This is a genomic window from Sphingobium sp. JAI105, from assembly GCF_015752145.1.
Classification (GTDB): domain Bacteria; phylum Pseudomonadota; class Alphaproteobacteria; order Sphingomonadales; family Sphingomonadaceae; genus Sphingobium; species Sphingobium xenophagum.
Genome location: NZ_JADOUC010000003.1, coordinates 14721 through 27002 on the forward strand (window position 1 = coordinate 14721; position 12282 = coordinate 27002).

Genomic DNA, 12282 nt, shown 5'->3' on the forward strand with positions numbered 1-12282 from the left:
GCTCAGGGCCTCGACTGTTCGATGATCTGGTCGTGGGTGAACGGCTCCATGCCGTAAGCCGCGGCCAGGCCGTTGAAGGCCGCGACGGCGACGCGCTGGAGTTCCTCTACCCCGATCGACGTTAGCGTTGCATCGTACTCGTAGGAGTCCTCAACCGCCGCGTGGCCTTCGTCATTGAACTGGAACGGGCCGCGCGGCCACCAGCTGTCCCTGATGTCGGTGACGCCGAGCCGGACATGGATCGGCAGCGAACCACCATGGGCGAGCACCAGCGCGCAGTTCCGCTCCAGAAAATGGAGCCAGCGCTGGTAGAAATAGCCGGTCGACAGGGTGAGCCGCTCTTCATCTCGCTGAAACAGGAACCCCCCGCCCACGCCCCAGATTTCGCCGGTCTTCTCGAACCACTGGGTCAAGGCGACCGTGGGATCGACGCCCTCCTCCGCTGTGCCTGGCCAGTAGACCATCGCTCCGCCCTTGCTGATTCCGAAATTGAGCGCGTTGGGCTGTGCCAGCAGCGCCGGATGCCCCTCACTGCCAGCCAGAGCTTGCTTTGCTCCCGGCTTCGCCGCCCATTTCGACGGAATGATCCGCGCATAGCCCGCGAAGTGCGGCTTCCACCGCAGCTTCGTCGTGCCGTGCATCGGATTGGTCACCGTCTGCACTTCGGACCGATCAAACCAGACGTCGGCATCACCCGGGAAATGCGACTGCCAGGGAATGGCTTCTGGCGGCAGCGGGGGAAGTTCGTCCAATGAGGCCTTCAACGCGCCCGCGAGCTGCTTTGCCAATTCTCCGCGCACGCGGCGTAGCTCGGTCGTATCGGCGCCAACCGGCAGGTGAAACGCGATCGGTCCGCGCCTACCCCGCATGTCGAACGGCAGCTTGTCGAGCGTGGCGCCCTCGAACGCGGTGTTCCAGACCTGGATGACGCGGTGCTCGCTCAGCGCTCGGTTCGCATAGCCCATCTCGAGGAGGACGTTCGGGTTCGCGCAGGCTTTGCCGCTCTCGGACACGGCGATCGGCGTGACGTCCCCGACGAAGACCGCCGCCTCGTCGATCTTGCGAAGAATGGTCGCGACGATGTCGGGCGTGCCGGCCACGCCTTGCGTGTCCGAGGTCAGGCTCGGCCGGTCGGCTTCCTCGACGTCGGCCGAGAGCATCGTGATCGCGGCGTCGAGCGCGAAACGGACGACCTCGCGCGTGACACGCCCGTCGAGATCGCTCTGCCATGACCAGAATACCGTCTTTTCCACGCTTGATCGCCCCTGCCCACCGAGGATGCTTGATAGCCCACCCTATAAAGTAAGGTCAATTATGGACATGTGATAACTGCAATTATCATATGTTCCTATTTCAACGCTAAGGATAAGGGAAACCAACTTATCAATTTGGTTTCCTTCTGAATCGCGTTAACGCTAGCGGTATGGCACGACCGATCATAGATCCATCGCTCACAGAAAACGCCCTGCTCATGCTCGGCCGCCTTGATGGTCGACTTCGCAACAGCCCCTGGGCCGATATATGGCTTGCCCGGGCGCGGCTATCCGGCGCGGCGGATTTGGCTGGTCTTGCAGGCGTGCCGGTCGATGTCGACCATCTTCAGGACTGGATCTGCGGACGCACGCCCCCTCCTCGCGCGTCCGAGGGCCTCAATGATCCAGTTTCGGTCGCGGCCGTGTTTCATCTCGCCATCGAAGCTACGGCAAACGAACGCGACCCGATTGCACGGGCTACGCTCAACATCTTGCGCACCGTCCTTGATGACCGCGCTGAGGCCGAGACCTGGGCCGCGAGCGACCTCGCCTATTTCGGGTCCGCATGGCGCCAGGCTCGCGTCGCGGCGCAGGCCCCCTACTCTGCCCCAACGCTTCGCGCGGTCGCGACACGGATCATCGACATGCTGGCGGTGGTAGGATCGTCCGATCAAGCGGCAGTGGACATAACAACCATCGATGGGCGAACGGTCATGCTCGAACCCCGCGCGCGTGATCGGTCCTGGCTGGTGGCCAGTCATGTGCCGACCATACTCCACGCCGCCGGTCTCACGCTTGCCCCCCTGCCCTCACTCATCTTGCTGCCGAAATTTCCACCTGCACAGATTGACGACATGGTGGCTGTCATCACCCGTTCGCTACGCACGGCCTGCAAGGCAGGTCTGAAAGATCTCGACTGGCTCGAGCGTCGGGGACCATCGTCCTTGAATGCAGCAGCGACCCGTCGGAGCCGCGCGCCTCTCCTGGCTCGCCTCGAACTCGCCTATCCAGGTCTGCGCCAACCTGCAGTGACGCGGTTGCTCGGCATTACCCCGCAAGGCGCCCGCAAGCTGATGGCGAAGCTCTATTAGACCGCGTCCTACTGCCAGTGCTTATCGAGCAATAGCTTGAGCGCATCTTCAGCTTCAGCACGCGTCCCCCCCGCCTGCGTCAGCAACGTCACCCTAACCCCCTTACGATCCTTGCCATCGATCCTCACAAGCGGCCTACCCGATTGCGAGGTGAGCGTTTCAGTTGATCCTGACCTCTTGGGGGTGCCTGACTTCTTGGGGGGGTCTGCTGCCAGCGCGAGTGCGCGGATGATGTCCGGCACTGCCGTAGGGACACCCTCCTCTCCAGATCGACTACCGAGAACTGCCGCTTCGGCGAATACGCGCTGGCGCCGATCGTCGGGCTTGAGAAGAGGCTTGATGGCCGTCACATGCTTGATGCGCAAATCTTGCGGATTCGGGAAGGCCGCCATCAGCTCGTTCGGTAGACGCGCAAGATCAAGGTATCGGCTGAGCCAACTCTCGGTAACCTTTATCCTTTCGGCCATGACCTTCTGACGCCCCTCATAGTAGGCGTCGAGCGCGCGCAGATAGTCGCGGGCGCGCTCCAGATCGGTCAGGTCTTCCCGGGCCCGATTCTCGATATCCGCAAGCCGGAACGCTTCCTCGTCAGATAGTTCCCGTATGTCGACCAGGAAGCGGAAATCGGGATAGTTATGGCTTCGCAGCCAGCTTATCGACCAATGGCGTCGTGCGCCGCAGATGACCTCGAAATCATAATCGGCCTCGCCACGCACCCGGCGCACGATCGCGGGCATTTCCTGCCGACCTTGAGCCTTCATGCTTTCGATCAGATCAGCGCACCGCTCCTCGGTGAGCAGGGCATATTCACGGTTATGGCCGACCCACATCCGGCAGCGCGCTGGGTCCACCAATTCGTGCGTCCGGCTGACCACAGTGCCAGCCGCCAACTCCGCCAAGCGGTTCTCGCGTCCCGTCAGCACATTCGCGCCAAGTCCGGGTCGTCGAGGTGCGGCCGCGGCATCTTCGGGAGGATCGATTCCGGCCGCAAGGCCGGCAGCAAAACTCGCATTTTTCCTGCTCATAATTCCGCTTTCTCACCGAAAATTGCACCGGTGCAATTTTGCCTGTTCACGCTAAGCCTTCCTTGCGCAAACGGCTCAAATGGCTGGGCCACATCGCCCGAATATCCAGTTCGATTTCCGCATTGACGCCATCGAGATAGGTTAGGCACCGGTTGCGTACAGCGCTGCTCGTCACCGGCCCATCGAGCTCATAGACGGTCATCAGACGCGCGGTCGCATTGTCGATCTCGGCCGAGTCCTTCAGCGGCGTCCTGACCAAAGCATGCCCGAACAACGTGCGCATCAGATTGAGCAATTCCTTTTGCATCGATTTGTTTTCATCGACCTTGGACGCTACGAATCGCAGGAACTGAAGCGTCGGTGCGAACCCCCTTTCTGCGAGCGTTTCGATGGTTTCGTCGAGCATCGCCAAGAATGCGGCAGTCGAGGAAAAATCCATCACGGTCGGAGGAACTGGCACAACCAGCGCATTTGCCGCACGCAGGACAGACAGCGAAATCGCACCGAGCGCAGGAGGCGGGTCGAGAACGACGACATCGAACCGATCGGAGATACTGGCGATGCCTTGTGCAAGGCGATCGATCAGCCCCCCCTGCCCTCGTGCCATGCGCGCGGCGATCTCATACTCGGACTGAAACAATCGCAGATTGGCCGGGATCAGTTCTAGTCCATCGAAGTGGGTCTTCCGCAAAGCGTAGTCGAGGGAGGTCATCTCCTCCTGCCGCAGAAACGGATAGAGTGTGTCGTCCTCGGTCAGGTCAAGGTCTGGCACATAGCCGAACAGGGTCGTGGCCGACGCCTGACTGTCGCAGTCGATCAGCGCCACACGATAGCCCTGGATTGCGAGATACTGCGCAAGATGGACCGAAAGCGTGGACTTGCCGACGCCGCCCTTGAAATTCTGGACTGCGACTACGCAGCACGGGTCATCCGCGGCACGCCACGGCCTCGTACCGAACAGCCCGCGCATGTCATTGAGCTGCGCCAGCGTATATCCGACGCGCCGATTGTTTTCGGTTCGGGGCGGGGGTGGTAGACGACCATCCTTCTCCGCGTCCCGAATTGCCGCCGGCGTGCGTCCAACAAGGTCAGCTGCCTTGCCAATAGGGAAAGTCGGTTCGCGACGATCATCCGCGCGCGCGCTCCTCGCGGAATCGCGTAACCGCTCCAGCACCGACGAGGTGCGCTGGGCGAGCGTCGCTACCGATAGGAGATCTTGCGTACCGTCTATGTCGAGTGATGCTGCCACAAGCGCCCCTTTTGAAACTGGGAGCACAATAACCTCACTTGCGCTTTTTCGTCAAATGCAAGCTCGATTTCGAAAGTGTATCATCTGTGCCGAGGCTTATAACTGGCTGAAGGCCCTATTCCGACCGACCTGACGGACCTATCCTGACTCGGTGGGGGTGAATGCCAAATTGCACCGGTGCAATTTCCGTTATGGCCGCCCTCGACGGGCTACGAAACTCTCACAAAATCCGGTCCATGAACTGATCAGCTTCGCCCCCTTGAGCTTTGCCAAGCGATCTCCCATTTGCTGACGATAGGCGTCGGCGATGAGGTCGATGTCCCATCCTCCGCCGTGCGATCTCGCGATTGCGGCGAGCGCCTCTGCGTTGAAACGGATCGTTCCTTGCGGGAACATGATCTCGGTGCCCTTTTCGGACGAGGTCAATGAACTGACCGCTGCCTTGACCATCGATCCTACCGCCAGCGTGTCCGCGATCGTCTCGACTGTTTCTTCGCGCCGCGCCTTGCGTCCTGTTGAATGACGCTCAATCTCGTCCACGGTGGCTATCTGCGCCGGGGCGTCCTTCGGCTCGAATCGAAACTCGATCTCGGTCACTGTCCGGCCCTGCCGTATCTCTTTCCATTCGACCCGGAAGTGCGCGAGCTGGTCGATCTCAGCCTTTGCCTTTTCAAGAACCTTGCGACGGAGCTGCGCGAAATCCTTATAAACATCGGGCGATATGCCCAACGCTGCGCGCAGCGCCGCCATATCACCCTTCCAGGTGGACTGGCGACGATGGAGCCGCAGCGATCCGATTTCATAAAGCTTGAGGGCATAACTCGATCGAAAGCCGAGCACCGCCTGTCGATTGAGAACGGCATAGCTCTCAGATTCCTGAATGAGCTTACGCGCATCAGGCGTAAACTCCCATTCAATCCACCCCGCATCCGCACCGTCAGTATCTTCAGCCTCTTCGCGGGATGACGAGATCAGGGAAAAGCGCAGCGTAGCTTTCTTGCCGCGCCAGGATCGGTCGTCGATCGCGAAGAGGGTGCGGTGAAGTTCCTCCAGCATGTCGGAGATACGTTCGTTACCCTTGTGCCCGCGGCGAATATCGGCCTTGCGCATACGATGCGGCCGGTCCTGCCAAGCATCGCCGCCTGCGGTCAGGATCATCAACGCGAGCAACCGGGACGCCGTCAGGCTGAGCGATTGGCCTTTCACGAACTTGATTTCGACGATGCTGCCGGGTTTGGCGAATTCCTCGCCACCCTTCGCCTGCAAGGCCGCTGCAACACGCATGGCACGGCCAGGCGCCGAATCGGCTTGCGCCTCTTGCGCTGTATCGCCGCTTAGATTTTCCGCATGTTCCATGTCATATAGGCCGAGCGCATATTGGGCAGATTCGCCTAATTGCTGCCTGACCTGTCCTCGCTCGTCAAGTCAGGGCAGGCTGAAGCGGTTTTTCCGCCCCCATCCGGTCAGGTTGGAATCGTATGACGCCTTTGCAAAATTCCTGAGATTCTGCCGAGTCGCGATGCAATTTGGGTTCTGTCCGTTTTCGGCTCGCTCACGCGCGAAAATCGCGCCAGAATGCCACCGTTCCAAAGCGCGGGATCGCCAGATGCCATCGCCCCCAATCGGTCAGGATAGCCCCAATAGGTCAGCTATCTCCCCCCGACCAGTCAGGATGGTGCCCCCGCCGGGTCAGGCAAAATCCCCCGCGCGGTCAGGATAAACGCGACAGATCATTGAAATTGCGGACCTTTTTAGCAGCGAATCTGAATCACTTAGAATCATGAATCCTTCCGCTGCAAGCAGCGGCGTTGTTTTAGAATGATTCTAAGAGACCAAGCAGGCGATTCGTTTAGCCTTTACGGTCGGACGACATACCCGCCCCCCTAGCTGGGGGGATATCTGCAGACCGGTGTTCCACGATAACATCACGGTCTCGATCCTTGGCAGCTCCGCCCTGCGACGAGATCCTCAGCGAACCGATCGTAGCTGCATCACCGCTCGTCGCCGCTGAGCAGACGCAGTGAGGAGGTCGCATGATCAATTTTGCCAAATTCGAGATCATCGGACGGATCGGTGAGATCGATGCCAAGCCCAAGGTCACCAACATCTCGGTATGCGCGAACTACCGCCGCCGCGGAGAAGGCGATCAGTGGATCGAGGATAGCTACTGGAACCGAGTCGTCATTTTCAGCGATGGTCAGCGTAAATATATCGATGAGAAGGCTCAGGTTGGCGATCTCGTGCGGATTGCCGGACGGCTCCGTGACACCTCCTATGAGCGCGACGGGACCACCCACTACACGACCGACCGGATCGTCGAAGAGTTCGGTGTGCTCGCGGCAAAGGCGGCATAAATCTCAGGAGGCAGCGTCGATCGGCAAGAGGAGAGGGGGCATGCGCGGAGCGACCTTGGATTTCGACAGGAGTTTCGCCCATGCCCGCCACCATCGATGCAGCAGTCCGCGCCAGACAAATCGTCGAGAGCTTGGGTGGACGCTGGTCAGGATCGCGCGGAGAGTGCCGCTGCCCCGCCCATAACGATCACTCGCCTAGCCTTTCGGTCCGCCTAGGCACCAAGGCGATCCTGTTCAAATGCTTTGCGGGATGCACATCGACCGATATCCTCAAGGCTCTGGATCGTCAGGGCTTGCACGACAGGCTGCCGGTCTATGTCGAACCACGCGCGCCGGCGCGCGATCTGAGCGGCTTGGCCAGGTCATTGTGGCAGCACAGCATCCCCATCGCCGGAACACCGGCTGAAGCCTATCTTCATGCTCGGGGCCTTTACGCGCCAACGTCCGATCTTCGCTTCAACCCACAGACGATCATAGGGAAGGGCAAGGATCGGCGCAGCCTTCCCGCAATGATCGCCGCAGTGAGAAATGAGCTGGGCCTGGTCGCGGTCCATCGGACCTTTCTCGATCCCACAAACATTTTGCGGCGCCCCTTCCGCAAACCCAAGCTAGCTCTGGGTCTGCTCGGCTCGGGCAGCGTACGCTTTGGTGAGCCGGATGACGTTCTGGGCATTGCCGAGGGGATCGAAGATGCCTTGTCCGCCATCGACTGGTTCCAATTGCCGGTTTGGGCTGTGCTTGGTGCCGAGCGCTACGCCCATGTCGGCATACCGTCGCAGGTGAAGCGCGTCATCGTGTTCGGCCAGCGAAACAAGGCGGCGAAAATCTGCCTGAAGAGGGCAGGGGATCACCTCAGGGCCAACGGGCGAAGGGTCGAGGAATGGCTCCCATCCGAACATGATGATTGGAACGATGCTCTGCGCGATCGGCTTGCCCGCAACGCCGTTCCTCGCCCCATGATCCAGCTCCACTCCCACTGAAGAGAGGAGAGGAAGCCTCCGGCTTGTTGCTCCGGTGATGGGCACCGGGCGATGCAATGGAGGCTTACAATGCGCACTTCAGCCGCTGCTCTCGAACTCGATTTCACCGAACCATCCATTAACGCGGCGAAGGCGGTCCACGCCGTGTTGCGCAAGGGCAACGGCATCGACCGGCCTGGCCTGCTCCGGACGATGGAAACCGCCTATGGTTCAACCGCGGCCGATGGGCATTGGTCACTCCGCGACGCCTATGATGTGCTTGAGCTGGCCCAGGTTCTGCACCTCGCCACGCTCGACCTGTCGCAAGAGCCGGCCGAGTGCCTTGCGGCCCTGACCGCGCTCACCGCATCCCTGCCGACGCATAGTGTGCGCAGCGAAGAACAGATCGCGCTCCAGCAATTTTCGACACCGGCCGCGATTGGCTATCTTGCCGCGCTCGCCGCTCGCATCACCGCCGCGGATACCGTCCTCGAGCCCTCCGCCGGCACCGGGCTCCTCGCCGTATTCGCCGCCCGCGTTGGCGCCAAGCTTGTCCTCAACGAGATCGATCCCGCGCGTGCCGTTATGCTCGAGGCAGCATTTCCCACCGCACCGGTCAGTCGCCACGATGGCGAACTCATCCACGATCTGCTGCCGCTGTCGATCCGCCCGACCGCCGTGCTCATCAACCCGCCCTTTTCCCGCAGCATGGGCAGGCATGCCGACCCGCTTGCCGCGTTCCGTCATCTGCGCGCCGCTTTGAAGCGACTTGGTGCCGGGGGGCGCTGTACCGCGATCCTTCCCGATCGCGTGGACACATCAAGCCGCGCCTGGGCGAAGGCGACCGACGGTTTCGCGGTCACGCTCCACGTCGAGCTCCCCGCGAATGCCTATGCCAAACATGGCACCAGCCAGATCGTGAAACTGATCGTTCTGGAAAAGGGCTCCCAGGACGACGTCGCCCTCATCCGGTGCAGCTCGCTCGCCGAGGTGCTCGCGACGATCAGCACATCGGCCACCAGCCTTACGGCAACCCCGCGATGCTCGCCAGTGCGCCTTGCACCAACCCGTGCGCACGGATCCCTGCTCGGCGGTCTTTCGAGCAGGCCCCGGCTTTCGGCCCCGATCGCCAAGGCCGCCCCGTCTCTCGGCGCGCTTGATATCGGCTACGATGTCTTTGCCGAACCCGTACCGACCGGCGAGGCGGTCGGTGTCTATTTGCCGTACCGGCCGAGCCGCATCGCCATTCCCTGTGCATCCGCGCATCCGACCGCTCTGGTGGAATCGATCGCCATGGGCTCGATTACGGCACCGCGGCCCTCTTACATTCCCAAGCTGCCCACCCGCGTTGTCGCAGACCGGGTGCTGTCCGACGCTCAGCTCGAAACGCTGATCTATGCTGGTGACGCCTTCGAGCGAGACATTTCTGGCCTGTTCAAGGCGGCCGAGGAAGGATTGTCGCTCGCGCCCGACCAGGACGGCCGACCTTATCGGACCGGGTTTTTCCTTGGCGACGGCACGGGTGCCGGCAAGGGCCGTCAGGTTGCAGCCATCATCCTCGACCAGTGGCTGCGTGGGCGCCGCAAGCATATCTGGATATCCAAGACCGAGACGCTGCTTGAGGATGCACGTCGTGACTGGACCGCGGTCGGCGGTCTCGCGCTCGACATCCAGCATCTGAATCAGTGGAAGCTCGGCACGCCGATCGGCGCGGCCGAGGGCGTGCTATTCCTCACCTATGCGACGCTCCGCTCCAACCGCGGCGACAAGGGCACCCGTCTTCAGCAGATTCTCGACTGGGTCGGGGACGATTTCGACGGCATGATGGTGTTCGACGAGGCGCACGAAATGGCGGGTGTCGCCGGCGGCGAAGGCCGTTTCGGCACCAAGGACGGCTCGGATCAAGGCATCGCCGGCGTGCGCCTGCAAAACCTGCTGCCTCGCGCCCGCGTCCTCTACGTGTCCGCAACCGGCGCGTCGGACGTCAACAATCTCGCTTATGCCACCCGGCTTGGCCTGTGGGGTCCGACCACCGCCTTCGCCGATCGCCGTGCCTTCGTCGACAGTTTGCGTCGTGGCGGGATCGCGGCAATGGAATTGATCGCCCGCGACCTGAAGATGCAGGGCCTCTATGTTGCCAGGGCGCTCAGTTTCGCCGGTGTCGAATATGACATCCTCGAACATCGTCTTACGCCCGACCAGATCGAGGTCTATGATGCCTATGCCGATGCGTGGGCGATTATCCATGCCAATTTGCGCACAGCGCTCGATGCCACCCGGGTGACGGACAGCTTCTCCAACGACACCTACAACAGCGGCGCGAAGGCCGCTGCACTGTCGATCTTTGAATCCACCAAGCAGCGTTTCTTCGGCCAGATTCTCATCGGCATGAAGCTGCCGTCGCTGATCCCGGCGATCCGTGCCGATCTGGCCCGGGGCGAGAGCGTCGTGATCCAGCTCGTCTCGACGTCCGAGGCGATGCTCAACCGGGCACTTGCCGCGCTGAATGCCGAGGACCGGGCGAGTCTCGACATCGAGCTCTCACCCAAAGAGTTCGTCATGTCCTATCTCACGGCGGCCTTTCCCGTCCGACAGATGAAGACCTTCGTCGATGACACTGGCAAGACCCGCTCCGAGCCGATGTCCGACGAGGAAGGCCGTCCCATCTTCAGCCAGGAAGCGATCGAGATGCGCGACAATCTCGTCGAGCGGTTCTGCTCCCTGCCGATCGTGGGGTCCGCCCTTGATCATATCATCGGGCATTTCGGGAGCGATGCGGTCGCCGAGGTTACGGGACGCAGCCGGCGCATCGTCGTCGACGCGCATGGTCGCCAGCGTATCGAGAGCCGTTCGCCGCGAACAAACCTCGCCGAGACCGACGCCTTCATGCGGAACGAGAAGAAGATCCTGATCTTCTCCGATGCAGGCGGCACGGGGCGCAGCTATCACGCGAGCCTCACCGCCGAGAACCAGTCACGCCGCAACCATTATCTGCTCGAGCCCGGTTGGCGCGCTGACGCGGCCATCCAGGGTCTCGGCCGCACCCACCGCACTCATCAGGCCACCGCGCCTCTGTTCCGCCCGGTATCGACCGACTGCCGCGGCGAGCGGCGCTTCATCTCGACGATCGCCCGCCGCCTCGACAGCCTCGGCGCCCTGACGCGGGGCCAGCGCCAGACGGGTGGCCAGGGTCTGTTCGACCCGCGGGACAATCTTGAAAGCGATTATGCCAAGGAATCCCTCGAGACATGGTTCCGCCTTTTGGCCGACGGCAAGCTGCGCTCGACGACGCTCGATGAATTCCAGACCCTCACCGGACTTGAGCTGGAGGGCGAAGGCGGTGGGCTGAAGGAGGAGCTGCCGCCCATTCAGCGCTGGCTCAATCGTATTCTCGCACTGCGCATCGCGCTGCAGAATGCGATCTTCGATGAATATCTCGGTCTGATCGAGGCCCGGATCGAGGCGGCGCGCGAAGCGGGCACGCTCGATCTTGGTGTCGAGAGCATCAATGCCGAACGCATCACGATCCTTGATCGCACCGTGATCCGGCGCGATCAGACAAGCGGCGCAGAAACCGAGATCCTGCGCCTCGAAACGGAGGAGCGCTATAAGCCGCTCCCGCTCGATCGCGCGTTGCGGATCCTGGGCGATGACGCGCGCCCAATCGTCAATCGGAAGTCCGGCAGGGCCGCGATCCGGTGCAGCACCTATTCGCTCACCGACGACGATGGCGAGATCGTTCGCCGCTACGAGCTGGTTCGGCCGACCCGTTCCGAGCGGATGCGGCAAGACTTGCTGCTCGAAACGATGTGGGAAGAGACCAGCGAGGAGGAATTTTCGGCGCTGTGGCAGGCCGAGGTAGAGGAGATGCGGGACAAGACCCGCACCAGCACGCTCTATTTGGTCGCGGGCCTGCTCCTGCCGGTCTGGGATCGCTTGCCCGACGATCATGTTCAAGTCTGGCGGCTGAACACCGATGACGGCCAGTCCTTCCTCGGCCGGATTGTCCCTGCACCGCTGGTGTCGAAGCTCGCGGACGCCTTCGGGATCAATGCCGCCATCACCGTGTCAGGCGACGATACCGCAAAGCATGTGATGACGACCGGCGAGATATCGTCTGTCGGAGCCTATCGGCTCAAGCGCAGCCTGGTCGCGGGCCAGCAGCGCCTCGAACTGCTCGATTGGCCGCACACGCGGCTTGCTGAACTCAAGGCGGCCGGCTGTTTCACCGACATCATCCAGCACAGGACGCGGATGTTCGTTCCGGTCGCGCATGCCGCTGCCGTCATCGAGCGCATCACCGCCTGACCATCCAGGGCCTCTCTCCACGCTCAGTACAGGAGAGGGGAGG

Annotated in this window: 8 protein-coding genes; 4 read left to right on the forward strand and 4 right to left on the reverse strand. The window is 61.8% G+C overall.

The window, feature by feature from the left end; translation table 11 throughout:
- Positions 1 to 2 precede the first annotated feature (2 nt).
- On the reverse strand, positions 3 to 1253 hold the full coding sequence (locus IWY39_RS23155; RefSeq protein ID WP_021243463.1) for a hypothetical protein: 1251 nt from the start codon (positions 1251 to 1253) through the stop codon (positions 3 to 5).
- 218 nt (positions 1254 to 1471) lie between these two features.
- On the opposite strand from IWY39_RS23155, the gene IWY39_RS23160 reads away from it, so the two are divergent.
- Positions 1472 to 2344 carry a hypothetical protein gene (locus tag IWY39_RS23160; protein ID WP_231377886.1) on the forward strand — a complete coding sequence of 291 codons (873 nt, stop codon included), beginning with the start codon at positions 1472 to 1474 and terminating at the stop codon, positions 2342 to 2344.
- Between the two features lie 8 nt (positions 2345 to 2352).
- Here the strand turns inward: IWY39_RS23160 and IWY39_RS23165 are convergent, their stop codons facing one another.
- The 3 genes from IWY39_RS23165 to IWY39_RS23175 form a co-directional block, all read right to left on the reverse strand.
- Positions 2353 to 3369: a ParB/RepB/Spo0J family partition protein gene (locus IWY39_RS23165; protein WP_021243465.1), complete on the reverse strand. Its 1017-nt coding sequence runs from the start codon at positions 3367 to 3369 to the stop codon at positions 2353 to 2355.
- A 46-nt stretch (positions 3370 to 3415) separates the two neighbouring features.
- Complete coding sequence (locus IWY39_RS23170) at positions 3416 to 4618, reverse strand: AAA family ATPase (protein WP_021243466.1); 1203 nt, start codon at positions 4616 to 4618, stop codon at positions 3416 to 3418.
- Positions 4619 to 4807: 189 nt separating this feature from the next.
- The gene (locus IWY39_RS23175; protein ID WP_040602497.1) at positions 4808 to 5902 is read right to left on the reverse strand and encodes a replication initiation protein; all 1095 of its coding nucleotides are present in this window, start codon (positions 5900 to 5902) and stop codon (positions 4808 to 4810) included.
- Positions 5903 to 6651: 749 nt separating this feature from the next.
- Between IWY39_RS23175 and IWY39_RS23180 the strand changes: the two genes are divergently transcribed.
- The 3 genes from IWY39_RS23180 (at position 6652) to IWY39_RS23190 (ending at position 12239) form a co-directional block, all read left to right on the forward strand.
- Entirely contained in the window at positions 6652 to 6972 is a 321-nt protein-coding gene (locus IWY39_RS23180) for a single-stranded DNA-binding protein (protein WP_021243468.1), read from the forward strand.
- Between the two features lie 80 nt (positions 6973 to 7052).
- Positions 7053 to 7952, forward strand: coding sequence for a DUF7146 domain-containing protein (locus IWY39_RS23185; protein ID WP_021243469.1), 900 nt, complete (start codon positions 7053 to 7055; stop codon positions 7950 to 7952).
- 69 nt (positions 7953 to 8021) lie between these two features.
- On the forward strand, positions 8022 to 12239 hold the full coding sequence (locus tag IWY39_RS23190) for a strawberry notch-like NTP hydrolase domain-containing protein (protein WP_021243470.1): 4218 nt from the start codon (positions 8022 to 8024) through the stop codon (positions 12237 to 12239).
- Positions 12240 to 12282: the final 43 nt, after the last annotated feature.

Excerpts from the sequence above, each read along its gene's own strand:
- IWY39_RS23160 (WP_231377886.1), top strand. The coding sequence starts at position 1,472 with ATGCTCGGCCGCCTTGATGGTCGACTTCGCAACAGCCCCTGGGCCGAT.
- IWY39_RS23165 (WP_021243465.1), bottom strand. The coding sequence starts at position 3,369 with ATGAGCAGGAAAAATGCGAGTTTTGCTGCCGGCCTTGCGGCCGGAATC.
- IWY39_RS23175 (WP_040602497.1), bottom strand. The coding sequence starts at position 5,902 with ATGCGTGTTGCAGCGGCCTTGCAGGCGAAGGGTGGCGAGGAATTCGCC.
- IWY39_RS23180 (WP_021243468.1), top strand. The coding sequence starts at position 6,652 with ATGATCAATTTTGCCAAATTCGAGATCATCGGACGGATCGGTGAGATC.
- IWY39_RS23185 (WP_021243469.1), top strand. The coding sequence starts at position 7,053 with ATGCCCGCCACCATCGATGCAGCAGTCCGCGCCAGACAAATCGTCGAG.
- IWY39_RS23190 (WP_021243470.1), top strand. The coding sequence starts at position 8,022 with ATGCGCACTTCAGCCGCTGCTCTCGAACTCGATTTCACCGAACCATCC.